This window comes from Gordonia sp. G4 (genome assembly GCF_057770005.1).
Genome location: NZ_CM173442.1, coordinates 739,113 through 764,106, shown reverse-complemented (window position 1 = coordinate 764,106; position 24,994 = coordinate 739,113). Strand labels below are relative to the sequence as shown.

General features: G+C 68.2%; 22 protein-coding genes. 12 read left to right on the top strand and 10 right to left on the bottom strand.

Translation table 11 applies throughout. The features are described 5' to 3' along the window. Positions 1 to 23: 23 nt before the first annotated feature. Both AC3B5T_RS03160 and AC3B5T_RS03155 read right to left on the bottom strand, forming a co-directional pair. Positions 24 to 1,025, bottom strand: a complete 1,002-nt coding sequence (locus AC3B5T_RS03160) for a MaoC family dehydratase (protein ID WP_055474483.1) — start codon at positions 1,023 to 1,025, stop codon at positions 24 to 26. Further along, complete coding sequence (locus AC3B5T_RS03155; protein WP_055474482.1) at positions 1,018 to 1,833, bottom strand: HpcH/HpaI aldolase/citrate lyase family protein; 816 nt, start codon at positions 1,831 to 1,833, stop codon at positions 1,018 to 1,020. Before AC3B5T_RS03155 ends, AC3B5T_RS03160 begins: the two co-directional genes overlap by 8 nt. Before the next feature lie 182 nt (positions 1,834 to 2,015). On the opposite strand from AC3B5T_RS03155, the gene AC3B5T_RS03150 reads away from it, so the two are divergent. Both AC3B5T_RS03150 and AC3B5T_RS03145 read left to right on the top strand, forming a co-directional pair. Beyond that, complete coding sequence (locus AC3B5T_RS03150) at positions 2,016 to 3,167, top strand: acyl-CoA dehydrogenase family protein (protein WP_055474481.1); 1,152 nt, start codon at positions 2,016 to 2,018, stop codon at positions 3,165 to 3,167. 47 nt (positions 3,168 to 3,214) lie between these two features. Beyond that, positions 3,215 to 3,958 (top strand): GntR family transcriptional regulator, encoded by a 744-nt coding sequence (locus AC3B5T_RS03145; protein WP_010842727.1) that lies wholly within the window; start codon positions 3,215 to 3,217, stop codon positions 3,956 to 3,958. Positions 3,959 to 3,979: 21 nt separating this feature from the next. Here AC3B5T_RS03145 and AC3B5T_RS03140 read toward each other — a convergent pair whose 3' ends face one another. Further along, entirely contained in the window at positions 3,980 to 5,461 is a 1,482-nt protein-coding gene (locus AC3B5T_RS03140) for an MFS transporter (protein WP_010842728.1), read from the bottom strand. Between the two features lie 91 nt (positions 5,462 to 5,552). Here AC3B5T_RS03140 and AC3B5T_RS03135 point away from each other — a divergent pair, with 91 nt between their 5' ends. Continuing rightward, positions 5,553 to 6,044, top strand: coding sequence for a MarR family winged helix-turn-helix transcriptional regulator (locus AC3B5T_RS03135; RefSeq protein WP_010842729.1), 492 nt, complete (start codon positions 5,553 to 5,555; stop codon positions 6,042 to 6,044). Further along, the gene (locus AC3B5T_RS03130) at positions 6,041 to 6,967 is read left to right on the top strand and encodes an SDR family oxidoreductase (RefSeq protein WP_055474480.1); all 927 of its coding nucleotides are present in this window, start codon (positions 6,041 to 6,043) and stop codon (positions 6,965 to 6,967) included. Before AC3B5T_RS03135 ends, AC3B5T_RS03130 begins: the two co-directional genes overlap by 4 nt. On the opposite strand, the gene AC3B5T_RS03125 is transcribed toward AC3B5T_RS03130, so the two are convergent. Together AC3B5T_RS03125 and AC3B5T_RS03120 are read right to left on the bottom strand one after the other, a co-directional pair. Beyond that, the gene (locus tag AC3B5T_RS03125) at positions 6,961 to 7,476 is read right to left on the bottom strand and encodes a DoxX family protein (protein WP_010842731.1); all 516 of its coding nucleotides are present in this window, start codon (positions 7,474 to 7,476) and stop codon (positions 6,961 to 6,963) included. The two genes, AC3B5T_RS03130 and AC3B5T_RS03125, sit on opposite strands and share 7 nt — an antisense overlap. 107 nt (positions 7,477 to 7,583) lie before the next feature. After that, positions 7,584 to 8,456 carry a siderophore-interacting protein gene (locus tag AC3B5T_RS03120; protein WP_055474479.1) on the bottom strand — a complete coding sequence of 291 codons (873 nt, stop codon included), beginning with the start codon at positions 8,454 to 8,456 and terminating at the stop codon, positions 7,584 to 7,586. Between the two features lie 62 nt (positions 8,457 to 8,518). On the opposite strand from AC3B5T_RS03120, the gene AC3B5T_RS03115 reads away from it, so the two are divergent. Together AC3B5T_RS03115 and AC3B5T_RS03110 are read left to right on the top strand one after the other, a co-directional pair. Continuing rightward, the gene (locus AC3B5T_RS03115) at positions 8,519 to 9,625 is read left to right on the top strand and encodes an enoyl-CoA hydratase/isomerase family protein (RefSeq protein WP_055474478.1); all 1,107 of its coding nucleotides are present in this window, start codon (positions 8,519 to 8,521) and stop codon (positions 9,623 to 9,625) included. 70 nt (positions 9,626 to 9,695) lie between these two features. Beyond that, complete coding sequence (locus AC3B5T_RS03110) at positions 9,696 to 10,472, top strand: enoyl-CoA hydratase (RefSeq protein WP_014928151.1); 777 nt, start codon at positions 9,696 to 9,698, stop codon at positions 10,470 to 10,472. A gap of 88 nt (positions 10,473 to 10,560) precedes the next feature. Here the strand turns inward: AC3B5T_RS03110 and AC3B5T_RS03105 are convergent, their stop codons facing one another. After that, positions 10,561 to 11,448, bottom strand: a complete 888-nt coding sequence (locus tag AC3B5T_RS03105) for a LysR substrate-binding domain-containing protein (RefSeq protein ID WP_055474477.1) — start codon at positions 11,446 to 11,448, stop codon at positions 10,561 to 10,563. 92 nt (positions 11,449 to 11,540) lie between these two features. On the opposite strand from AC3B5T_RS03105, the gene AC3B5T_RS03100 reads away from it, so the two are divergent. The 4 genes from AC3B5T_RS03100 to AC3B5T_RS03085 are packed head-to-tail and all read left to right on the top strand — an operon-like array spanning position 11,541 to position 15,043. Further along, entirely contained in the window at positions 11,541 to 12,779 is a 1,239-nt protein-coding gene (locus tag AC3B5T_RS03100; RefSeq protein WP_055474556.1) for an acetyl-CoA C-acetyltransferase, read from the top strand. After that, positions 12,776 to 13,543 carry a 3-oxoadipate enol-lactonase gene (gene pcaD / locus AC3B5T_RS03095; RefSeq protein WP_055474476.1) on the top strand — a complete coding sequence of 256 codons (768 nt, stop codon included), beginning with the start codon at positions 12,776 to 12,778 and terminating at the stop codon, positions 13,541 to 13,543. Before AC3B5T_RS03100 ends, pcaD begins: the two co-directional genes overlap by 4 nt. Further along, positions 13,540 to 14,373: a CoA transferase subunit A gene (locus AC3B5T_RS03090; RefSeq protein ID WP_055474475.1), complete on the top strand. Its 834-nt coding sequence runs from the start codon at positions 13,540 to 13,542 to the stop codon at positions 14,371 to 14,373. The genes pcaD and AC3B5T_RS03090 overlap by 4 nt, the downstream gene beginning before the upstream one ends. A 10-nt stretch (positions 14,374 to 14,383) precedes the next feature. Next, positions 14,384 to 15,043 (top strand): 3-oxoacid CoA-transferase subunit B, encoded by a 660-nt coding sequence (locus AC3B5T_RS03085; RefSeq protein WP_055474474.1) that lies wholly within the window; start codon positions 14,384 to 14,386, stop codon positions 15,041 to 15,043. Positions 15,044 to 15,134: 91 nt separating this feature from the next. On the opposite strand, the gene AC3B5T_RS03080 is transcribed toward AC3B5T_RS03085, so the two are convergent. The 4 genes from AC3B5T_RS03080 to benA are packed head-to-tail and all read right to left on the bottom strand — an operon-like array spanning position 15,135 to position 22,698. Beyond that, positions 15,135 to 17,867: a helix-turn-helix transcriptional regulator gene (locus AC3B5T_RS03080; RefSeq protein WP_055474473.1), complete on the bottom strand. Its 2,733-nt coding sequence runs from the start codon at positions 17,865 to 17,867 to the stop codon at positions 15,135 to 15,137. A 29-nt stretch (positions 17,868 to 17,896) separates the two neighbouring features. Further along, positions 17,897 to 20,731, bottom strand: a complete 2,835-nt coding sequence (gene benC, locus AC3B5T_RS03075; protein WP_055474472.1) for a benzoate 1,2-dioxygenase electron transfer component BenC — start codon at positions 20,729 to 20,731, stop codon at positions 17,897 to 17,899. Positions 20,732 to 20,746: 15 nt separating this feature from the next. Continuing rightward, positions 20,747 to 21,304 (bottom strand): benzoate 1,2-dioxygenase small subunit, encoded by a 558-nt coding sequence (gene benB, locus AC3B5T_RS03070; protein ID WP_055474555.1) that lies wholly within the window; start codon positions 21,302 to 21,304, stop codon positions 20,747 to 20,749. Positions 21,305 to 21,315: 11 nt separating this feature from the next. Further along, a complete protein-coding gene (gene benA / locus AC3B5T_RS03065) occupies positions 21,316 to 22,698 on the bottom strand; it encodes a benzoate 1,2-dioxygenase large subunit (RefSeq protein WP_055474471.1) in 1,383 nt (460 codons plus the stop codon). Between the two features lie 220 nt (positions 22,699 to 22,918). On the opposite strand from benA, the gene AC3B5T_RS03060 reads away from it, so the two are divergent. Further along, a complete protein-coding gene (locus AC3B5T_RS03060; protein WP_055474470.1) occupies positions 22,919 to 23,875 on the top strand; it encodes a LysR family transcriptional regulator in 957 nt (318 codons plus the stop codon). Then, positions 23,872 to 24,975, top strand: coding sequence for a mandelate racemase/muconate lactonizing enzyme family protein (locus tag AC3B5T_RS03055; RefSeq protein ID WP_055474469.1), 1,104 nt, complete (start codon positions 23,872 to 23,874; stop codon positions 24,973 to 24,975). Before AC3B5T_RS03060 ends, AC3B5T_RS03055 begins: the two co-directional genes overlap by 4 nt. Positions 24,976 to 24,994: the final 19 nt, after the last annotated feature.

The window sequence follows — 24,994 nt, the reverse complement described above, 5'->3', positions numbered from 1 at the left end:
AGACGGCTGTGCGCGACAGGGTGTCAGGCCATCAGGACGCGGTAACGCCAGTCGAGGACGTCGCGGTCCTCGTCACCGTGAGCGACGACCTTGGAGTGCAGGTGCAGGATCCCGCCGCCGGCGGCGAGCGGGGTGGCTTCTGCGACAGTGATCTCGGAGCTGAGGGTGTCGCCCTCGTGGACCGGACCGGTGTGGTCGCACGAGTCCCAGCCCAGAACGGTAGCCAGATTCGGAAGCGCCCGATTGGCCTGGGAGAGAGCGAGTCCGATGGTGTGCCCGCCGTAGACCAGACGACCACCGGCGGCCGCACCGGCCACCCGCTCATCGTGGTGTGTGGCCGCGATGTTCAGTGAGAGCCGGGCGAGTTCGGGTGCGCTGGACACCACGTCGGCACTGGAGGTGAAGACTCGGCCCGCCAGCTCAGGTGAAAAGTGCTGTCCGCGCACGGACGTCCGGTAGGTCTCGAGGTCCCACTCGGGGATGGACGGCGGCGCGGCGGTCCCCGGTCCGATGGTGCTCAGGTCGTCCGCGTGCACGGTCCGCTCGGGGTCGGCATCGGGTGACAACGGCAGCATCGCGCAGCGGTGGAAGTCGAGAACGGTGGCGCCGTGCTGATCGGTCGTCACCATGTGCAACGCGGCCAGACCGGTGGGGGCACGACCGGGTCTGGGCGTGTTCTCGCGCAACCCGACCACCTCGGTGACGGTCGTCAGCGTGTCGCCGATCCGGGGGTGGCTCAGGAACCGCAGGCCGCGGTAGAAGAGGTTTGCCTTGACATGATGTGTGGCCAAGGTGGATTGACCGATCGCGATGTCGGTGACCAGCCCGGGATGTGCGAGAGTGCCGCCGCCGATCACTCGTGTGGACAACTGCGCGTCGAGTGCGAGGCGCAGACGATCGCCGAGGATCATCTGATGTGACGCGGCGAGGCCGTCGGTCAGCGTGAGCGACGGGGCGTCGTCGAAAATCTGCCCGTGTGCGAGGTCGTCGAAGTGCGGGCCGCCCACGGTGATCGGCTCAGACATCGATTCCGCTCTTTGCCAGAACGCGTCGCGCGGAGACGGCCAGCGCCTCGTCGAGCATCCGGCCGTCGAGCTCGGCAGCGCCCGCTCCCGCGGCGGCCGCCTTCTCGAGCGCGTCGAGCACGCGTCGCGCGTCCTCGATGGCCGCGTCGTCGGGTGTGAAGATCTCGATGGCACTGGCGAGCTGGGCCGGGTGGATCACCCAGGTGCCGTCGAAGCCGAGGTCGCGGACCCAGCGTTTGGCACCTCGGAAGTCCTCGTCATCGGCGATGGTCAGGTGCGGTCCGTCGATGACGTCCACGCCGGCCGCGCGCGCGGCGAGCAGCACCGAGTCCTGGACGACGTGCCAGGTGTGCATGGGCAGGCCGGGGCTGCGCCCCAGGGAGGCGGCGAGATCGGCGTAACCGATCAGGACGGCGTCGAGCCGCTTCGTCGCCGCGCAGATCGCACCCGCGTCTCGGATGCCGCGAGGTGACTCGAGGAGCGCTTGCAGTCGGACCGGCGCTCGGCCGAGCTGTTCGTCGGCGGACCGGAGATCCGCGGGCGAGTCGGCCTTCGGCAGCACCACCGAGGTCAGATTCGGCATCTGGGCGCACGCGGCGAGGTCGGCGGCAGCCCACTGTGTGTCGATGGCGTTGATGCGCAACGAGATCGCACGATCGGCGCCGAACTCGGCGACCAGGTCGGCGGCCGCCGCGCGAGCCGAGTTCTTGTTCTCCGGGGTCACCGCGTCTTCGAGGTCGAGGACCACCTCGTCGGCGATCGAGGCCAGCGCCTTGCGGGCCTTGCGGTCGTCGGAGGCCGGTGCCACCAGAACGGCTCGTCGTCTCTGCACTGTTGCTCCAGGGGGTCGGATTCAAATGTGCGGCCAAATCATGCCCTCACGGTTCTATCAGACTTCAGTGGCCGTTGTGAAGCTTGACAGCGATCCGCAGTGGCCACAAAATGGCCGTACAAATTGAGTCCCCACGCAGATCGCAGGTGAACCCCCTCATGAGCACCCTCTCCGCCGAAGAGTCCTTCCTCGTCGAGACCGTCCGGTCGTTCGTCGACCGGGAGGTCAAGCCGTCCGTGCAGGAGGTGGAGCACGCCAACACCTACCCCGAGAAGTGGATCGAGCAGATGAAACAGATCGGGATCTACGGGCTCGCCGTGCCCGAGGAGTTCGGCGGCTCACCGGTGTCGATGCCGTGCTACGCACGCGTCACCCAGGAACTCGCGCGGGGATGGATGAGTCTGGCGGGCGCGATGGGAGGGCACACCGTCGTGGCGAAACTGCTGACGTTGTTCGGTACCGAGGAGCAGAAGCGGACCTATCTGCCCCGGATGGCCACCGGTGAGATGCGGGCGACCATGGCGCTCACGGAGCCGGGCGGCGGCTCGGATCTGCAGGCGATGTCGACGGTCGCCAAAGAAGACGGTGACGAGCTGGTCATCAGCGGCTCCAAGACGTGGATCAGCAACGCCCGACGTTCGGGGCTCATCGCGTTGATGTGCAAGACCGATCCCTCGGCGACCCCGCGACACAAGGGCATCTCGATCGTGCTGGTGGAACACGGTCCGGGACTGACCGTCTCGCGCGACCTGCCCAAGCTGGGCTACAAGGGTGTCGAGAGCTGCGAGCTGTCCTTCGACGGGTATCGCGCACCGAAATCGGCGATCCTCGGTGACGTCCCCGGCAAGGGTTTCGGTCAGATGATGAAAGGCCTGGAGACCGGTCGTATCCAGGTGGCATGTCGCGCACTCGGTGTCGCGACGGCGGCGCTGGAGGACTCACTGGCCTACGCGCAGCAGCGCGAGTCCTTCGGGCAACCGATCTGGAAGCATCAGTCGATCGGCAATTATCTCGCCGACATGGCAACCAAACTCACCGCTGCTCGTCAGCTGACGTGGCATGCGGCCGAGCAGTTCGACAGGGGTGAGCGCTGTGACATGGAAGCGGGCATGGCGAAGCTCTATGCGTCGGAGGTGGCGATGGAGATCGCCCTGAACGCCGTCCGTATCCATGGGGGTTACGGTTACTCGACGGAGTTCGACGTCGAGCGGTACTTCCGCGACGCGCCGCTGATGATTGTCGGTGAAGGCACCAACGAGATCCAGCGCAATGTGATCGCGGCGCAACTGGTCTCGCGCGGGGGGATCTGAGGCGGACGACGCCGTGTGAGTCGATCGGAGCGGAGGCGGTGGGATGAGTGGGTGACGCGGGCCAGTCCGAGCCGGCGTACAAGACGCTGGCAAACGAACTGCGATCGCAGATCGTCGCGGGCAAGTACGCCGGCGGCGTGCGGCTGCCGACCGAATCCGAACTGTCCCAGGAGTACGCGCTCAGCCGGCAGACCGTCCGTCGGGCCTTCCTGGAGCTGGTGACCGAGGGGGCGGTGTACCGCGTACCCGGTCGCGGGACGTTCGCGACCGAGAACGCGGGCCAGTACCTGCGCCAACTGGGTTCGATCGAGGACCTCATGAACCTGTCCACCGACACCGAGATGCAGGTGCTCGAATCGCCCGCGCGCCGTGTCGATCTCGAGGCCGCGGGCCGGTTGCGGCTGGACACCGACGTGGTGTACCGCATCGTTTTCCAGCGCTTTCACGACGGTGTCCCGTTCGTCGTGACGACGGTGTCGTGGCCGGAGCCGGTGGCACGTCTGGTGATCGACGCACCCGAGGTCGAGCAGGGCGCGATCAGCGACCACACGATGATCGGTCTGCTCGAACCGCACCTCGTCGATCCGATCGAGGAATGCGCGCAATCGATCACGGCCACGACCGCCGACGCCACGACCGCGGACCGGCTCGGTTGTCCGGTGGGACACACCGTCTTGCGGGTCGACCGGTTGTACACCGATTCCCGCGGGCGGGCAGTCGAACTCGCGGTCAGCCACTTCCTGCCGGAGCACTACACCTACCGGGTGACGCTGCGGCGCAGTGGGATCTGAGAGCGCCTCTTCGAGGTCCCGTCAGTGCCGAGCCGGAAGCGGCTGCTCCTCGGGCACATTCGACGATCCACGGCGCGCCGGGATGGTGAGTGTGATGGCCATGCCGACGAACGCCGCGGCGGCCGCCACCAGGAAACACCACGTGAACGTCGATTCGTCCGGTACCTCGGTGCCGCCGAGCGAGATGGTGGCACTGGCCAGGATCAGGGCCATGACAGCCGATGCGATCGTGGTACCGAGCGAACGCATGAGGCCGTTGAGTCCCACGGCCGCACCGGCCTCGGTCGCCGGCACCGACCCCATGATCAGGGTCGGCATCGCCGCGTAGCCGACACCCACGCCGATCGCGCACACGATCGAAGCCAGCATCAGTTTCCAGGCGGCGTCCATGAGGAAGAACGCGAGCAGGTAACCGCATCCCAGGATTGCGGCGCCGATGGCGAGCGTGATCTTGGCGCCGATCCGGTTGATGAGGATGCCCGAGACGGGTGCGAAGATCATCATCATCAGACCGCCCGGTGCCATCCACAGGCCCGCGGCCAGGAGGGACTGTCCCAGACCGTATCCGGTGGCCTCCGGTAGGCGGAGGAGCATCGGCAGGACGATGGACTGCGCCATCATTCCGAAGCCGATGGCCGCGGCGGCGATGTTCGTCAGCAGGACCGCGGGGCGTGCGGTGGTCCGCAGATCGACCAGCGGATCCCGTTGGCGGAGTTCGAAGACACCCCACACGAGTAGCACGGCGATGCCGCCCAGTCCGAGTCCGAGGGTGCGTCCCGAGGTCCAGCCCCAGTCGTTGGCCTTCGACACCGCGATGAGGAACGCCGAGAGTCCAGCGGCCAGGCCGATGGCGCCCGGGACGTCGATGCGCCCGCCCACCGCGTCGTTCACGCGAGGTACCAGCACGAGAACCGCCACGCTGATGAGCACGCCCAGACCGGTCGCCACGTAGAACAGGGCGTGCCAGTCCCAGGTCTGCACGATCCAGGCCGCCAGCGGCAGGCCGATCGCGCCGCCGACGCCGAGGGTCGCGCTCATGGCGGCCACGGCCATCGAGGTGATCCGGGGTGGGGTGATCTCGCGGATCAGGCTCATGCCGACGGGGATGAACCCCATCGCCAGGCCCTGTACGCCGCGGCCGATGATCAGCGGAACCAGGGTGTCGCCGAGTGCGCAGATCAACGACCCGAGCGTGAGCAGGACCGCGCTGACGAACAGCACGCGCTGCTTGCCGAACATGTCGCCCAGTCGCCCGGCGATCGGCATGGCGACGGCCGCGGCGAGCAGGGTGGCGGTGATGATCCACGACGCGTTGCCGATCGATGTCCCGAGCAGCCGGGGCAGGTCCGGCTGGATCGGGATGATGAGCGTCTGCATCAGCGACGCGACGAGGCCGCCGAAACAGAGCACCACCACACTGCCGACGGCGCCGGCAGGGGCCTTGTCGACGGCTTCGGCGGCGTCACGGGTGAGCCCCGGCGTGGCACCTCGTACTCGGCTCATGGGAGACCTCCTTCGAGGTATGCAGCATACATATGTAACGTACACATGCAAATCGGACAGTAGATTGTGTCCGTCGAGGGATGGAGGACGAATGTCGGAGGATCATGCGCCGTGGCAGTCGGCGGTGCATCGTGATCTGGCGCAAGAGTTGCTGCGGATGTCACGGCGTCGCAGCCTCGTCCATCCGGCCGCCGGACTGGAACGATCGGCCTTCGCCATCCTGTGGGTGCTCTCCGATGGCAGGCCACGCACTCTGAGAGAGCTCACCGCCGAGCTCGGCCTCGAGCAGTCGACCGTCAACCGCCAGGTCAACGCGGCCATCAAACACGGTTACGTCGAGCGCTTCGAGGTCGAGAACTCACTGTCGAAGCTGATCCGCCCCACCGAGGAGGGTAGCAAGGCCTTCCGGCGGGACGGGCTGCTGCGCGCCCAACGGCTCGAGCAGGTCTTCGCCGACCTCGATCCGGGCACGCCGCAGGCTCTCCTGCACGAACTACGGGCCTTCAACGACGCCTACGAACGCACCCAGCACCGGCACGGCACCACCGACAGCGTCGACCCCTACAAGAAGGGGCTGGGGTGACCGTGGGCGGGACATACGCGGTGACCGGATCGGCGTCGGGCATGGGGGCGGCGGTGGCGCGGTCGCTGCGGGCCGAGGGTCACACGGTCATCGGGGTCGACCGGCAAGACGCGGATGTCGTCGCCGACCTGTCGACGCCGGAGGGTCGCCACACGGCGGCGGCAGAGGTCATGACCAGGGCGGGCGGCACGCTCGACGGTGCGGTCCTGGCCGCTGGGATGGGCCCGGCCAAGGGGCGCGAGCGGACGATCGTCGAAGTCAACGTCCTCGGTGTCACGGAGCTGCTGACTGCGTGGCGCCCGGCACTGGCCGCTGCGGACAACGCGAAAGTCGTTGTCTTCGGCTCGAATTCGACGACGGTCACGCCGCTGGTGCCGGGTGGTGCGGTGCGCAGGCTGGTCAACGGTGACGCCGAGGGGGCCACCCGCGTGATCCGCCGCCGACGGGGTGTCACGGGGCCGGTCGCCTACGCGTCGTCGAAGATCGCGGTGACCCACTGGTGCCGACTGCACGGAACCGCACCCGAGTGGGCGGGAGAGGGAATCCGGATCAACGTCATCGCACCCGGACCGGTGATGACCCCACTGCTGCAAGCCCAGCTCGACGGCCCGCAGGCCGACAGCGTGAGATCCTTCCCGGTCCCGGTGCGCGAGTTCGGGACGCCGGAGCAGCTCGCCGCGTGGGTGATGCTCATGCTGTCGCCCGCGGCCGACTTCATGGCGGGCGCGGTCATCACCGTCGACGGCGGCACCGAGGCCCTCATCCGGACCCGGTCGTGGCCGAGGCCGCTTCCGGTCCAGGGGATCCCGAAGCTGCTGTGGGCGATGTATCGCGCCCCCGCGATGGGCCAGGTCGCGCGGTACCGGGAAGCCGCCGCGGACGACGGGCGTCCGGCGGCGTCCTCGGATGGAGTCGTCTACTGAGGCCGGTGGAAGAGCGCGAGTTGCGCCCCGGCCGCGGTCAGCCCGACTCCGGCCGCCACCGCAGCCGCTTGTCCCGACGTCAGTTTGGTGTCGATGCCGAGTGCACGATCCACACTGAAACGTCCCGGACCGATGGCGGCGAGGGCGATGGCCGCAACCGACAGGTTGGCGACGTATTCCCACCCCTCCGACGTGATGAAGAATCCGTTGGGCTGGTGCACCGAGCGGGCGGCGACCGCCATCGTGCCGACGATGGCGGCCGAGGCGAGGGGAGTGCCCGCACCCGCGACGACGGCGGCACCCGAACCGATCTCGACGACGGCCGAGGCCTGGGCCTGCAGTTTGGGCTGCTTGAACCCGATCGAACCGAACCATCCGGCGGTTCCGGCCAGGCTGCGAGCGTGTTTGACCCCGTGGGCGATCATCGTCCCGCCGATTGCAGCGCGCAGGAGTAGCTGTGCGGCAGTGTGATTCGAGGTCGGTCGCGGGGTTGTGAACAGGCGCGCCACTTCGGGATCCTTCCGGCGATGGGTAAGCCACCGGCGGCAGCTTCGGCGAGAACTACAAGCAATTATCTAACTATATACCTCAGCCGCGCCGGACGGCTCGTCCGGTCTCACAGTCCCGCCCGTTCGAGCGCTTCGTCGAATTCCTCTGAGGCCTGCTTCTCGCTCTTGCCGTCGGCGAGCGCCTCGCGGTAGACGGCGAACAGTTCGGCGCCGTGTTCGGCGTAGGCCCGCGTCCAGCGTTCGGCGTCGACACGCCAGTAGCCGATGACGTCGTAGGACCGGCGGTCCCAGCGAAGGTCCCCGCGTAGGTGCTTGCGCACCGCGCGCGACTCCGCGGCCTCGCCGGCGAACCAGCAGTAGGCGCCTGAGGTCGGCAGGTCGAGGCCGCAGACGGTGTCGGCGAGCCGGCTCGGTGTGCGGGAGTTCCCGCCCACGAGGGTGATCAGCTCGACGTCGCGCTCGGGCAGGTACGACAGTTCGGTCGGAGCGGGCACCTCGACCACGGCGGTGACCCCGTCGGTCGAGGGCAGTTCGTCGAGGATCCGGGCCAGGGCGGGGAGTCCGGCGAGGTCGGCGGCGAGGACCAGGCGCTCGACGCCGGCGGGTGGTGCGTACCAGCTCCGGGCGTGCGTCATCACCACGTCGTGCCCTGCTTCGGCGCGCTGCGCCCACAGCGTCGCGGGTCCGGCGGCGTGGATGACGAAGTCGACGACCATCGTGCCGGCGGAGTGGTCGACCGAACGGATCGAGTAGTTCCGGCCATCGGGGGCCGGCTCGATGTCGTAGTAGGCCCACGTGCCGTCGCGACATTCCATATCCGGTGTGACACGCTCGGGTTCGTGTGGGAAGTAGATGCCCACGGCTTCGTCGGCGCCGCCCGGTAGGCCGAGTCCTGGCAGATCGGTCACGTCGAAGACGATGCGACGCAGATTGGGCGTCAGGTCGGCGACGTCGGCAACGCGTGCTCTGGAATAGCCCATGAGGTAACCCTAACCTGACTGTGGCCGAACCTGACTTGGGGCTGGACCCGGGTTACTAGGATATGCAACCATCTGAGGAGCCTGTCGGTGTGGAGAGGAGTTCGTCCGTGTCGGAACCATCGGTCTTGACGGAGAAGAACGGGTCGGCGCGGTCGCTGGTCCTGAACCGTCCGAAGTCCATCAACGCGATCGATCACGAGATGGTCGGCTCGATGGCCGAGCACCTCGAGGCCTGGGCGGCCGATGACGCGGTCGAGGCCGTCGTGCTCTCGGGAGCCGGCGAGCGTGGGCTCTGCGCCGGTGGTGACATCGTCGCCATCCATCGCGATGCGGCCGCGCTGAGCGGGAATCCGGCGTCGACCGACACCGAGGCCGAGCAGTCGCCGTCGGCGAAGTTCTGGTTCGACGAGTACCGGCTGAATGCGCTGATCTCGGGCTATCCCAAGACGTACGTCGCCATCATGGACGGCATCGTGATGGGCGGCGGTGTCGGGGTGTCCGCGCACGGCGACGTCCGCGTCGTCACCGAGCGCACGAAGCTCGCGATGCCCGAGGTGGGCATCGGGTTCGTGCCCGATGTCGGTGGCACACATCTTCTCTCACGCGTTCCGGACGGACTCGGAACCTATGCCGGTCTCACCGCCGGCCACCTGCGCGGCGCCGATGCCCTCGCGATGGGTCTGGCCGATCATTTCGTGCCGTCGGAGTCGCTGCCGGCGTTCCTCGCCGCGATCGGCGAGTCGGGAGTCGAGGCGGCGCTGTCCGCGCACGCCGTCGACGCGCCGGCCTCCGAACTCGCCGAACACCGTGAGTGGATCGCGGAAGCGTTTGCGGCCGACTCTGTCCCGGAGATCATCGAACGATGCCGCGCGGTGGGTTCGCCGTTCGCCGACAAGACCGCCGAAGCGATCGCCGCGAAGAGCCCGACCGCGCTGGCGGTCACGCTGCGGTCGCTGCGCGAGGCGGCCGGTGACGCGACCCTCGAGGACTCGCTCGTGCGCGAATTCCGCGTCTCGGTGCGCTGCCTGCTGCATCCTGACATGGCCGAGGGGATCCGAGCTCAGGTCATCGACAAGGACCGCAACCCGAAGTGGGCTGCGTTCTCCGAGGACGCCGTGGACGCGTTCTTCGCGCCGCTGCCGGGCGACCTCACGTTCCCGACCGTCTGACCGAGACCTTCCCCGGGTGGGGGTCAGCCCGTAACATCCCGCCCGTCATCGAACCGAAAGAGGACTCACCGTGACCGAACACCAGACCATCGTCGTCGAGACCAGCGGCCGGGTGGGCATCATCACCCTCAACCGCCCGAAAGCGCTGAACGCGCTCAACACCGAGTTGATGAACGAAGTGGTCGGCGCCGTCAAGGAGTTCGACGTCGACCAGGGGATCGGCGCCATCGTGATCACCGGTTCGGAGAAGGCGTTCGCCGCGGGCGCCGACATCAAGGAGATGTCATCGAAGTCCTACGCGGATGTGGTGAACGAGCAGTTCTTCGGCGCCTGGGATGAGCTGTCGCGGGCGCGTACGCCGATCATCGCCGCGGTGACCGGCTACGCCCTCGGCGGCGGCTGCGAACTCGCGATGCTGTGCGACACCATCATCGCCGGCGACAACGCCGTCTTCGGTCAGCCCGAGATCAACCTCGGCGTCATCCCCGGCATCGGTGGTTCGCAGCGCCTCACCCGCGCCGTCGGCAAGGCCAAGGCGATGGACATGGTGCTCACCGGCCGGCAGATGAAGGTCGACGAGGCCGAGCGTCTGGGCCTGGTCTCGCGGGTGGTGCCCAAGGAGGACTGCCGCGCCGCCGCGATCGAGGTCGCCGAGGTCATCGCCTCGAAGTCGCTGATCGCCGCCGCGGCCGCCAAGGACGCGGTCAACCGTGCCTTCGAGTCGAGCCTGGTGGAGGGTGTCCGCGCCGAGCGCGCGCTGTTCTACTCGACGTTCGCGACCGACGACCAGACCGAGGGCATGGCCGCCTTCGTCGAGAAGCGGGACCCGAACTTCACCCACCGCTGATCCGAAACATTCGCAAACCCACCCTTTTTCGGTATTTCCACCCCTATGTGGTGGGTGGAAATACCGAAAAAGGGTGGGTTTGCGGCGTTCAGGAGAGGGTACGCAACACCGCCAGGGCCCGGTCGACGAGTGGGGTTCGGCGCCCGTCCGGGAACGCCACGGCCAGTTCGACCTCCTCGGGGGCGTCGAGCGGCCGGTACACGACGCCGGGTACGCCGAGCGCCGAGGTGGGTTCGGGGACCAGGGCCACCCCCACCCCGGCGGCGACCAGTGTCAGGAGCGTCGACGTCTCCTCGACCTCGTGCCGGATGCTCGGGACGAAACCCGCGCGTCCGGCGGCCGCCGACAGGACGCCGTGCATGAGCGACTTCCCGCCGCCCGCATGCACGACGAAGTCGTCACCGGCCAGCAGTGCGAAGTCCACGGTCGCATCCGGTGCGCCGTGGGCGAGCCGATGATCGTGAGGCAGTGCCACGATGAGGCGGTCGCGGCGGATCGATTCGACCTGGAGGCCGGTCGTGTCCATCGGGACGCGCAACAACGCGAGGTCGATGTCCCCGGACGCGAGCGCGGCGATCTGGGCGGGTGCCAGCATCTCGCCGCGCACGCTGACGTCCACGTCGGGTAGTTCGACACTCAGGGCGCGCACCAGCGCGGGCAGGAGCGAATAGGTGGCCGAACCCACGCACCCGATCGCGAGGTTGCCCTGGCGTCCGTCGGCGATCCGTTGCGCCTGCCGTGTGGCGGCGTCGACCGAGTCCAGGATCGCTTCCACTCGCTGCAGGTAGTCCGCACCCGCGGGGGTCAGTTCGACGCGCCGCGTCGACCGGACCAGCAGCGCGACCCCGAGCTCGTCCTCGAGTTGGCGGATCTGCTGCGACAGCGGTGGTTGGGCCATGTGGAGTCGCTGCGCGGCCCGGCCGAAGTGCAATTCCTCGGCGACGGCGCGAAAGTACCGCAGATGGCGGAGCTCCATGCCGCCAGTGTAGTCGTTTGATATCTATTGCATATCAAACTCTGCGATACGAGTACTTCTCCATATCGACGACAGTTCCTAGGGTGGAGCGCATGGCTCCTCTCACCATGGACGCGGGTTCCGATGTCGTCGTCTGTTCGCCGCTGCGTACCCCGGTCGGGCGCATGGGTGGTGCGCTGGCATCGGTTCCCGTCACCCGGCTGGCGACCGACCTGCTTCGCGTACTCGCGGAACGCACCGGGCTCGGCGAGGGCGATGTCGATGACGTGATCCTCGGGCAGGGTTACGCCAACGGAGAGTCACCGGCGCTCGGCCGGATCGCGGCCCTGGATGCCGGCCTGGGTGTCGGAGTACCCGGAATGCAGGTCGATCGTCGCTGTGGTTCCGGCCTGCAGGCGATCCTGACCGGCGCGGCAGCCGTGGCGACCGGGGGTGCCCGTCTCGTCGTCGCCGGTGGTGCCGAGTCGATGTCGACCGTCGAGCACTACGCGCTCGGCCTCCGGTCGGGGATCAAACAGGGTGGCGTCGAACTCCGCGATCGTCTCGATCGTGGGCGTCTGACGGCCGGCGGCGAGTCGCACCCGGTTCCGGGCGGGATGATCGAGACCGCCGAGAACCTGCGTGCGAGATACGGCATCTCGCGGACCGAGCAGGACGCACTGGCGGCCCGTTCGCACGAACGGGCGATCGCGGCTCACGACAGCGGACATTTCACCGACGAACTGGTGCCGGTCACCATCCCGGGACGGCGGGGCCGGCCGGACACCGTCGTCGATCACGACGAGCACCCGCGGGCCGACGCGACCGCGGAATCACTCGCCGCCCTGCGTCCGATCCGAGTCGGCATCGACCCCGACTCGACGGTCACGGCCGGGAACGCCTCCGGCCAGAACGACGGCGCGGCCATGTGCGTGGTCACCACGCGCGCAGAGGCAGAGCGCCGCGGGCTCGAACCCCTTCTGGCACTGCGCTCCTGGGCGGTCACCGGGTGTGAGCCCGCGACCATGGGCATCGGTCCGGTCGGGGCCACCGCCGCCGCACTCGAACGCGCCGGCCTCACGCTCGACGAGATCGACCTCATCGAACTCAACGAGGCCTTTGCCGCCCAGGTGCTCGCCTGCCTCGCCGAGTGGAAGATCGACCCGACCGACGAACGGCTCAACCCCAACGGATCCGGCATCTCCCTCGGTCATCCCATCGGTGCCACCGGTGCGCGCATCCTCGCCACCGCGGCCTACGAAGCCCGCCGCCGCGACTCCCGGTACGTCCTGGAGACGATGTGCATCGGTGGCGGACAGGGTCTCGCGGCGATCTTCGAGGCGATCCGATGAGCGTGCAGGTCCATGCCGTCGTCACCGGGCGACCCGACGGGCCGGCGGTCGTGCTGTCCAATTCACTGGGGTCGACGCACCGGATGTGGGACGCCCAGATCGCCGCGCTCGAAGAACGGTTCCGGGTCGTACGCTACGACACCCGAGGGCACGGCGATTCGCCTGTGCCACATGGCCCGTACTCGATCGACGAGCTGGCCGACGACGTGATCGCCCTGCTGGACCGCCTCGATATCGAACGCGCACACCTCGTCGGCCTCTCGCTCGGCGGGATGACCATGATGCGCGTCGCCGCGCGTGATCCCGAACGCGTGGACCGCCTGGCCCTGCTGTGCACCGCGGCGTACCTGCCGCCCGCACAGGGCTGGACCGACCGTGCCGCGCTCGTGCGCGCCGACGGCACCTCGGCGGTCGCCGCGGCCGTGGTCCAGCGGTGGTTCACCCCCGGATACCTCGCCGCGAACACCGAAGCGCGACAGGGGTACGAGGCCATGGTCGCCGCCACTCCCGCCGAGGGATACGCGGCCTGTTGCGAGGCGATCGCCCTGATGGATCAGCGGCCCGATCTGTCGTCGATCACCGCGCCCACGCTGGCGATCGCCGGCGCCGACGACCCGGCCACCCCGCCGGATCTGTTGCGCGAGATAGCCGATGCCGTGCCGAAAGGCCGCCTGCTGGTGGTCCCGGATTCGGCCCACCTCGCCACTGCGCAGCAACCCGACATCATCACTCCCGCACTGATCGAACACCTGGAGCAGCAATGAGCACTCTCGACAGCTCCGCCACGACGACGGTCGTCGACCGTCCCGGCGGCCCGACCAAACTCGCGGCGTCGGCGGCACAGGCGGTGGCCGACATCCCCGACGGCGCGAGCATCGCCGTGGGCGGCTTCGGGCTGGCCGGCATCCCCGGCTTCCTCATCGACGCGCTCCTCGAGCAGGGTGCGGCGAACCTGACCATCGTCTCCAACAACTGCGGAACCGACGGCGCTGGCCTGGGATTGCTGCTGGAGGCCCGTCGTATCGACCGGGTCGTCGCGTCCTACATCGGGGAGAACAAGGAGTTCGGGCGCCAATTCCTGTCCGGTGAGGTGACCGTCGAACTGACCCCGCAGGGCACGCTCGCCGAACGCATGCGCGCCGGCGGAAGCGGGATCGGGGCGTTCTTCACCCCCACCGGGGTCGGCACGCTCGTCGCCGAGGGCGGGCTGCCCTGGCGCTACCACTCCGACGGCACCATCGCGGAGTCGTCGCCGCCCAAGGAGGTCCGGACCTTCCACGGTCGGGAGATGGTCCTCGAGGAGTCGATCGTCACCGACTACGCACTCATCCGGGCCGCGGTGGTCGACACCGACGGAAACTGCCGATTCCACGCTGCCGCACGCAATTTCAACCCGCCGGCAGCGATGGCCGGGCGCATCACGATCGTCGAGGCGGAGAAGGTGGTCGAGGTCGGCGAACTCGGACCCGACGAGATCCATCTGCCGGGCATCTTCGTGCAGCGGATCGTCGAACTCGCCCCGGACCAAGTCGCGCGCAAGGGGATCGAGAAGCGCACCGTCCGTGAACGTCCCACCGCATCGCCGTCAGCCTAGGAGTGTCGACATGACCTGGACCCGTACCGAGATGGCCGCCCGCGCCGCCCGCGAACTCACCCCCGGCGACTACGTCAACCTGGGAATCGGGCTGCCCACCATGATTCCCGACCTCATGCCCGACAACTCCGGTGTCCATCTGCACGCCGAGAACGGAATCCTCGGCGTCGGACCGTTTCCCTATGACGACGAGGTCGACCCCGACCTCATCAACGCCGGCAAGCAGACCGTGTCGGTGTTGCCCGGAGCGTCGTACTTCGATTCGGCGACGAGTTTCGCGATGATCCGCGGCGGTCACGTCGACGTCGCGGTCCTCGGTGGCATGCAGGTCGCGATGAACGGCGACCTCGCCAACTGGATGGTGCCGGGTGCACTCGTCAAGGGCATCGGCGGCGCCATGGACCTCGTCAACGGTGCAGGCCGGGTCATCGTGCTGATGGACCATGTCACCAAGAAGGGTGAACCCAAGCTGCTGGAGGGTTGCGCACTCCCGCTGACCGGGCGCGCCGTGGTGAGCCGGGTCATCACCGATCTCGGCGTGTTCGACATCGCCGGAACGGGATTCGACGTCGTGGAGTTCGCCCCAGACGTCGACCTGGGGATGGTCGAGGCCAAGACCGGTGCACCCGTCACCGACCGGACGGCGGGTTACGCAGCGGCCGGGGTGTAAATCGACTGTTGCTGTTGCACAGTCGATTAGATTGGATGCACGGTCGACAGAATCGGACGCACGGTCGACGGGATCGGACGCACGGGCGACGTCACCGGCGGGTGGCCGCCAACTCGGCGCGGGACCGTACGCCGAGTTTCGCGTAGATCCGGGTCAGGTGGTACTGCACCGTCTTCGGTGAGATGTAGAGTTCGGCCGCCACTTCCCGATTTGACAGGCCGCGCGCGACGAGCGCGGTGACCGCCTCCTCCTGGGGAGTGAGTTCGGCGCCATCCCTTGCTGCGGTGTGGTTCTCGCCGCGCGAGGTCGCGAGACCGCCGGCCTTCAGTTCACGTTCACAGCGTTCGACGTAGGTAGTGGCCCCGAGCGACAGGTACAGGTCGCGGGCGGTCCCGATGACGGCGTCGGCGGCGCGGCGTTTGCCCGCACGTCGCAACGTCTGGCCGTAGGCGAAATTCACTCGCGCCTGGTCGTAACGCAGTCCGAGTCCGTCGAGGAGTTCGATGCCCTCCTCGAAGGTGCGTCGTGCCCCGTGGATGTCACCGGTCGCGCCGAGGTGGCGGCCGCGTGCGTACTTCATCCGGGCTGCCGACGAACGGTGGCCCCGCTCGGCCGACCGGATCTCGTAGCGTCGCAGCAGATCGTCGGCGGCCTCGTGCCGTCCCTCGAGGACCAGTGCGTTGGCGAGGACGTCGACCCACGGCCACAAGCCCGGCTCGGACAGCGCCGGCACGGACTCGGCCAGCGCGACGAGCGGCGTCAGTATTCGCCGGACCCGACCGTAGTCGGCCGCGGCCTCCGCCAGCTGGGCGCGGGCCAGCAGGTCGGGTATCCGCATGATCTCGTAGTCGCCGATGGAGGTGCTGCTCTGCGCGACACTCCCGTGCGCGTCCTCCCAGTTGCCGCGCAGCGAATGGATCTGACTCGCAGTCCAGTTGAGCAGGGGCGTCGTCAGCGCGATGCCACTGCTGCGAGCCAGTGCGCGGCCGGCCTCGACGCCCCGCAGCGCATCGTCCCAATCGCCGGTGAGGAACTGCACCCGGGCGAGCCAGGCCAGCGCCCACAACGTGATCCGGGTGGATCCGCCCAGCTGTGCCATCGATACGGCGGTTTCGAGATCGGTACGCGCCGCGTCGATCTCGTCGAGGCCGAGCTCGAGCCAACCGCGACCCATGATCGCGCGCTGGGCTTGCGCGCCGTACCGAACCCGTTCGGAGACGGTCTCGTACTCGGCGCGTGCGGCATCAGGGTGTCCCGACCACGCCAGTCCCAGCCCGCGGATGACGGCGGCCTCCACCCGGGCGGCTGATCCGGCGTCGGCCATCGCGTTCGCGCGATCGGCCCAGTCGACCAGTTCGATGCCCTGGCATCGGACCAGATTGTGCAGGACGAAACGCTGCGCGATCAGGGCGGCGATATCGGGCTCGCGCTCGGCGTTGACGATGGCCCACGCCCGGTCGAGACGCAGCTGTGCCTCCGCCGACCGGCCCCGAAGGATGGCGAGGTACGCCAGGGTCGCATTGCGCAGTGGTGTCTCGCGCAAGCTCTCCACGGTCGGCACGAGCGCGCCGGCGCCGGTGCAGTCGCCCGCGGCGAGAAGCGAATCGACCGCGAGTGTCACCCGTGTGTCACGTTGCAACGGGTCGGGGGTGAGCCGGCCCGACTGACGGTACAGCCCGGCGGCCTCGGCCCACGCGCCGTCGGCGCCGCGGGCACGTGCCAGATCGGCGAGGTCGTCGGCGAGGGCGGCGTCGACCGTCGAGGTGGCCGCGACGCGGTGATGGAGCTGCCGGGCGGGGTCGTCGACCAGGTCCGCGGCCCGGCGGTGGGCGTCGCCCACGGTCTTCATGCCGAGGACCTCGAGGACGGCGGCCCGCACCAGGGGGCCGGCGAGACGCGGTTGCGCCTCCGCGGGTGTCAGCGCCCCGTCGGCAGTCATCAAACCGGTTGCCTGTGCGGCGTCGATCGCAGCAAGGGGGTCGGTGATCCCGGCCAGCGCGATCGCGGTGGCGAGGGGCTCGGCGGGTTCGAGGATGGCGAGCGCCTCGATGAGCGCACGGGGCGGTGTCCCGGTGTCCGGCAACCGCTCCCGGACCATGGTGACCACGTGGGCCGGCGCGGGCAGCCCCACACCGGTGCGCGACCAGGTGCCCGCCGGGACCTCGTCGAGCAGGGCCACGATGTCGCGTGGATTCCCTCCGGTGTGCCGCGACAGTTCCTCGCGCATCGCCGGGTGCAACACGATGCCGCGCTGCGCGGCGATGTCAGCCGTACCAGACGCGTCCAGGCCGTCGAGTCGCAACTCGTCGAGTGCGTTGCCGACGAGCCGTGCTCCCCGCCGAGACATGGTGACGACAACCAGGATTCGGCGATCGCGGTGTTCGCGGGTGAGAGAGACCAACGCCTGCAGGGACTCCTCGTCGGCGAGGTCGGCGTCGTCGACAGCGATGAGAACTGCTGTGTCGCCGGGTATCTCGGCCGATGCCTCCGCGGGAGTGGTGACCGCTGCAAGCAGTGCGTCGAGCAGGTCGTCCGGGGTCGGGACGGTAGCGGTCGCACGTGTGGCGTCGGACCGGTCCTGTATCAGCTGCCGGATGAGCGCGCCGGGGGTGTGCGCCAGCCACGGTGACACCGCGGCCCAGAGCGTGGGACCGGTTGTCGGAGCGGACAGCCGCCGCCGGACCAGGTGCCTCAGCAGCGTCGACCTGCCGATGCCGGGATCTCCCGTGACCGCCAGAAAACCCGACTCCGACACGGCGTCGAGCCGCGAGGACAGCAACTCGATCTCGCGGTCGCGGCCGACACACCCGCCGGTGACCATCATCGGTCCATACTAGGGGGTCGCGGGGCGGTTCAACCCTGGTCGCCGCCGGCGACGGGCAGCACGGTCCCGGTGATGTACGACGCCTCGTCCGAGGCGAGGAAGCAGATGGCAGCCGCCTGCTCGTCGAGGGTGCCGTACCGGTGCATCGTCGATGACGAGAGCGTCTGGTCGATGTGGGCCTGGTACCACTGCGCTTCGATGTCGCTGCGCGGTTCCGGCGTGCCGCGTGAGATGCGGCGCGGAGGTGCGTCGGTTCCGCCCGGCGCCGTAGCGACGACCCGGATTCCCTCGTCGGCGTACTCCAGCGCCAGGGACGCGGTCAGCGCGTTGACCGCACCCTTGGCCGCGGAATAGGGAATCCGGTGGATTCCCCGGGTCGCGGCGGACGAGACGTTGACGATCACACCGCGCCCTGATCGCACCATCGACGGCAGCGCCGCGCGGCAGGTGAAGAGTGTGGTCATCAGCGACCGGTCGATCTCGGCGCGGATCTGTTCGTCGGTGAACTCGGTGAACGGTTTGAAGTTGATCGCCCCGCCCACGTTGTTGATGAGGACGTCGACGCGGCCATAGGAGTCGATCGCACGCCGGACGACGGCCTCGGCGCCGGCGAAGGTCTCGAGGTCGGCGACGGCCGACACCGCACCGCGTCCGGTGCCGGCGAGTTCGCGGGCGACGTCGTCGACGAGTTCGGAACGGTCGGCCAGCACGACCTGCCCGCCTTCGGCGCTGATCCGCCGGGCGGTCTGCTCCCCGATGCCCTGCGCGGCACCGGTGATCACCACGACCTTGCCGGTGAACCGGCCCGGGGTGACGAAACGCGGCCGCCGCGAGCGGATCTCGTCGGACATCGCCCGTCGCATGGTCTGCTTGGAGCGGTCGGCGTGGGCGACGATCAATTCACGGGCGCCGTCGTGGTCGCCGGAGGTGAACGCGGTCACGATGTCGAGGTGATCCTGGGCGCACAGCGGGTGACACCATGTCGCGTTCCGCAACACCTCGCTCATGCGGCCCTTCACGCCGAGAGCCTTGTAGGCCTCGAGCAGGTGATCGTTGCCGGTGAGCAGGAACAGATAGTCGTGGAACGCGGCGTTGGTCTCGGTGTATTCGGCGGAATCGACGAACCGGTCGCCGTCGACGTAGGGCACCGTGGCGTCGGCGAGCAGCCGGTAGCCCGCCAGCTGCTGGGTGGACAACCGGCCGAAAGTCAGTTCCAGCGCGCCCAATTCGAGTGCGGCCCGTGCCTCGAAGAGCGCGTCGGACTCGGTGATCTCCGGATGCTCCTCACCGATCTGGTATCCGTGTGACCCGATGACTGTCGGTGCGGGGGACGCGTCGCGGTCGGGAGTCTGCGGCGGAGTGGGCGCCGGTGCGGGATGGGCGTGGAGCGCGGTGATGTCCGATGCGGCGAACATCTCCTGTCCGGCTATCGAGCGGGCGGCTGCGCCGGACTGTGACACGGTGGCCTGGATCGTCTCGGCATCCACATCGACGGTCGCGGCGCCCGAACCGTGGGGCCAGAGGAGTTGACCGGCTATGCGGGCGCGGGAGTCCTCGGTCGCGGCGGGGCGGGTGCCCGACCATGCGTCGAGTTCCGTGGACGGAAGTGTCTCCTGTCCCGCGATCGCCCGCGCGTCCGGTGCGAGTAGGAGCGCGGCGGTGGGATCCGGCACGCCGGTGTCATCCGCCAGAGCGGTCATCGCCGGGTCGTCGTCGGACACCTCGTCGTGAACGACCTCCGTGTCGGTCACGCTGCCCGCGTCCGGCCCGGCGTCGGCCCCCGGGCGTCCCTGTGCGGCGAGCGCGAACTTCTCGTAGTAGAAACCGGTCGGTTCGATTCCGGCCTCGGTGACGTGCTGCCGGACCGATTCCACCATCGGCGGAGGACCGCAGAGATAGATCGCCACGTCGCCGTCGTTGAGGTGGGCCGGTTCGATCAGGCCCATCACGTAACCCTTGTTGGGTGCCGAACTCGCCGGATCGGAGACACAGTGGTCCCACGTGAACCCGGGTAACCGGCCGGCGAGCCACTCGATCTCGTCGATCGCCACCAGGTCGACGTCGCTGGACACCCCATAGATGAGGTGGACCGAGCGTCGGCTGTTGTCCGAGTCCAACTTTCGCAGCATGGACAGGATCGGGGCCAGCCCGGTGCCACCGGCGAGCAACAGCACCGGCCGGTCCGCCTCGCGGAGGAAGAAGGAACCGTGCGGGCCGGTGAATGCGATCGGTTCACCCCGGGCGGCGCTGTCGGTGAGATAGGTCGACATGGCCCCGCCGGGCGTCAGCTTGATCAAGAAGATCAACCGATCCTCATGCGGTCCGTTGGCGAACGAGTACGACCGGGTGATCGGGCTGCCGTGTCCGTCATCGCTGCCGGGGATCTCGATGTTCACGTATTGACCCGGCAGGAACGCCAGTTGTCCGCGATTCTCGATGCGGATACCCAGCCGGACGGTGGATTCCGACAGCCGGTCGAGCTCGACGACGGTGCCGGTGAATCTGGCCGCCTGCGTCTTGGCGATGTCCGACGTCGCCGGGATCTGCAGAACCAGATCGGATCTCGGCTTCATGCAGCACGGCAGCGCATAACCCTGCTCCGACTCGTCGTCGCTGAGAGCGTCATCGATGTAGGTGCCGCCGTCATAATCCCCGGACTCGCAGAACGACTTACACGTGCCGCACGCGCCGTCGCGGCAGTCGAGCGGGATGTTGATGCGCTGACGATACGACGCGTCGGCGATGGTCTGATCCTCCCGGCACGTGATGAATCGGGTGACCCCGTCCTCGAAGGACAGAGCCACCTGGTGGGTGGTCGCGGTGTCGTCGGTGCCGGCGACACCCGACTCTGTGGTGACAGTCATTGACAGGTCCTCCTGTCAGAAGTGGTAGACGTCGACGACGTGATGGATGTAGTCGTTCTTGAGCACGATCGTCTTGCGCCGGATCAGCGGATGCTCGCCGGAGAAGTCGATCGTGTAGAACGAGGTGCCGTAGTACGGGTCGACGGTGTTGTACCGGAAATACATGGTGTGCCAGTTGAATCGGACGTCGACGAGGTCACCGCGCCGGTCGATGACCTCCACGTTGGTGATGTTGTGACTCGTCCGCGGTTCCGGAAGTGACGTTGCCGACGACCGCTCGGTGCGGATCCGGAACACCCGGTCCTCGAGGCCGCCCTTGTTGCCGTAGTAGATGAGAGAGATCTCGCGGTTCGGGTCCTCGGTGAGGCGGTCCCGGTCGTCCCACGACGGCATCCAGTAGACGACGTCGTCGGCGTAACAGTCGAGCCACTTCTCGAACTCGCGGTCGTCGAGGTGACGCGCCTCCCGATAGAGGAACTGCTCGATCATGTTCTGGGTGATGAGTTTCCCGGTCGAGTCGGTGGCGCCTCGGGGGGACGCCGGTGCAAGGGAATCGGTGTGGACGTTCGTCATGGCCATCCCTTTCAGTGCTCGGTGGCGGTGATGCGTTGTTCGGCGGCAGCTGCGGCGCGCATCGTCTCGAGCCAGTGGCCGTGCTGGACGGGGTAGAGGCCCTCGTCCTCGTTCTTGACGCCGGCCGAGATCACCCCGGTCATACCCAGCGATTCGGCGACGGGGTCGGGCCCGGTGAGCCAGTGCTCGGCGCCTCGGCTCATGTCGTTCCACGGCGCGGCCTGCGCCCGGAATGTGAGCTGGCACGAGCGGAACTCCTCGAGGTCGTCGGGCGTGGCCATGCCGGAGGCGTTGAAGAAGTCTTCGTACTGACGGATGCGGTGCGCCCGTGCGGAGTCGCTCTCCCCCTTGGGGGCTATGCAGTAGATGGTGACCTCGGTCTTGTCCGGGGCGATCGGACGGAAGTGGCGGATCTGCGTCGAGAACTGGTCCATCAGATAGACATTCGGGTACAGGCACAGGTTGCGCGAGCCCTTCACCATGAACTCGCCCTTGGCGTCGCCGTGGATCTCCTTCAGATGCTCGAGCGAATCCCACAGCGGACGGTCCTGCGGATTGGCCGCCCACGTCCACAGGCACAGGTGACCGTTGGGGTAGGACCAGTAGCCGCCGCCGGACTTCCCCCAACCGCCGGCGTCCAGTGCCTTGGTGTCGTTCTTCGACTCGCCGGTGCCGCGACGAGACGTGGTGGCAGCGTAATTCCAGTGGGTGGCCGTGACGTGGTAGCCGTCGGCACCGTTCTCCGCCTGCACTTTCCAGTTCCCGTCGAAGGTGTAGGTGGATGCGCCGCGCAGGACCTCGAGTCCGTCGGGGGACTGGTCGACGAGCATGTCGATGACCACGCGCGTGTCGCCGAGATGGTCGGCGAGCGAACTGACGTCGTCGTTCAGGCTGCCGAACAGGAAGCCGCGGTAGCTGTCGAAGCGCGCGACCTTGGTCATGTTGTGCGAACCGTCGACGTCGAAGGTGTCCGGGTAACCGGCGCCGTCCGGGTCCTTGACCTTGAGCAGCGTGCCGTCGTTGCGGAAGGTCCACCCGTGGAACGGACAGGTGAGGGTCATCCGGTTGTCGGTCTTGCGACGGCAGATCATGGCGCCGCGGTGCGCGCATGCGTTGATCAGGCAGTGCAGTTCACCGCTCTTGTCGCGGGTGATGACCACGGGCTGCCGACCGATGTAGGTGGTGAAGTAGTCGCCGGGCTCGGGGACCTGGCTCTCGTGCGCGAGGTAGATCCAGTTGCCCTCGAAGATGTGCTTCATCTCCAGCTCGAAGATGTCCTCATCGGTGAAGATCCGTCGGTTGGCGCGGTAGACGCCGGCGTCACGGTCGTCGACGACCGCGTCGCCGAGGACCGAGTTCACATGGTTCAGGTGTTCCGATACTGACGCGGTCATGGTCGTTTACCTCCAGAAAGTGGGCTGCTCTTTGCACTGTGGCAGCACGTGGTGGCGATCACACTGGGGTAATTGCCAGTCCTGGCCCAGTAGTCGATTGATCGATGTGATTGATCAATCGACGTAAATTTTGTCTTTGTCATGTATGGATCGACGCTCTACCGTGAGACGTGTCCGCGGTCACAGCCGCGGTGGGTCGATCGGCGAGACGAGGCGGGTCATGGAACTACGGCACTTGCGGTATTTCGCCGCGGTGGCGGACACCTGCCATTTCGGCCAGGCGGCGGAGTCACTTCATGTGGCGCAACCCGCGCTGTCGTACGCCATCCGCCAGCTCGAGGCCGAGCTCGACGTCACACTGTTCACGCGGACCACGCGCCAGGTGTCGCTCACTCCGGCCGGGCAGTACCTCAGGGTCCAGACCGAACGGATCCTCGCCGGCGTGGACGAAGCCGTGGACGGCGTGCGTCGGATCGCCGCCGGCCGCAGCGGTCTTGTCCGGGTCGGTATCACCGGTATCGCCGCCTTCTCCCACCTTCCGCGTATCGCACGGGTCGTCAAGCGCGAGTTGCCCGACGTGGATCTCCGTATCCGGTCCGACATGCTCACGCCGGGGCAGTGCGATGCCCTGCGGGTCGGCAGCCTCGACCTCGGGGTGCTCCGCCCGCCGGCGATCGGTGAGGACATCGAGACGAAGGTGATCGATGTCGAGCCGATGGTGCTCGCGGTGTCGGTCGATCACCGCCTCGCCGTCGAACCCGTGGTCTCGGTCGCCGACCTTCGCAACGAGCCGTTCGTGCTCTACGACAGCCGGGACTCGGCGGTCAACGATGCCGCGGTGCGTGCCTGTCGCGCAGCGGGTTTCGTTCCGCATCGGGCTCACCAGGCGCCGGGTACCGCCGTGCTGCTGGCGCTGGTCGCCGCCGGCCTGGGTGTCTCCCTGCTGCCGGCCTCGGTGCGTTCGCTGCCTCTCGACGGCCTCGTGGTGCGCGACCTCGCCGACGCCGACACCGTCGAGGTCGCACTCGCGTGGAGGTCGGGCGCCGACGACCCGGTCGTCGCCGCGGTCGCCGAGGTCATCGTCGACGCCTTCGCCCCCGATCCCGGCGAGACCCCGCTCGCCGACCATCGTTCCGTGAGCGCCCGTCCGGGTGCGCGATCTGGAGAGACATCGTGAAAATCACTGCTGTGGAGGCGATACCGTTCGCCATCCCCTACGTGAAGCCGCTGCTGTTCGCCTCCGGTGAGGTGCACGCCGCGACCCACGTGCTGGTCCGGGTGCACACCGACGCCGGGGTGGTCGGCGTCGCCGAGGCGCCGCCCCGGCCCTTCACCTACGGGGAGACCCAGGACGGCATCATCGCCGTGATCGAGGGAATCTTCGCGCCTGCCGTCGTCGGCCTCACCCTGCTCGAGCGTGAGGTCGTCGCCGCCCGGATGGCCCGGACGATCGGCAATCCGGCCGCGAAATCGGCTGTGGACATGGCGATCTGGGACGCCCTGGGCAAGGTTCTCGGACTCCCGGTCGGCGACATGCTCGGTGGCTACACCGACCGGATGCGGGTCAGCCACATGCTCGGTTTCGCCGAGCCGGCCGCGATGGTCGCCGAAGCCGAGAAAATGGTCGACACCTACGGGATCCGCACGTTCAAGGTGAAGGTCGGGCGTCACCCCGCCTCCCTCGACACCGCGGTCGTCCGCGCCCTCCGCGAGCGGTTCGGCGGCGACGTCGAACTGTACGTCGACGGCAACCGGGGCTGGTCGGCCGCCGAGTCCGCGCGAGCCATGCGGGAGATGGCCGACCTCGATCTGTTGTTCGCCGAAGAGCTCTGTGACGCAGCAGATGTGCTCGGCCGGCGCTGGCTCGTCGAACAGCTGGCGGTGCCGTTCATCGCCGACGAATCGGTGCCCACCCCCGCCGACGTCACCCGCGAGATCCTCGGCCGGTCGGCGACCGCCATCAGCATCAAGACCGCACGCTCGGGGTTCACCACGTCGCGCCGCATCCACCACCTCGCCGAGGGCCTGGGCGTACCGGTCGTCATGGGCAACCAGATCGACGGCCAGGTCGGGACGGCCTGTGCGCTCGCGTTCGGCAGCGCCTTCGATCTGACCTCGCGTTACGCCGGTGAGCTGTCGAACTTCCTCGACATGAGTGACGACCTGCTGGCCGAACCGCTGCAGATCCGTGACGGCCACCTGCACCGCTCGACCGCGCCGGGCATCGGTTTCGAGATCGATCCGGACAAGCTCGAGCAGTACCGCACCGACAACTGAAAGCACCGCCCCCCCAACA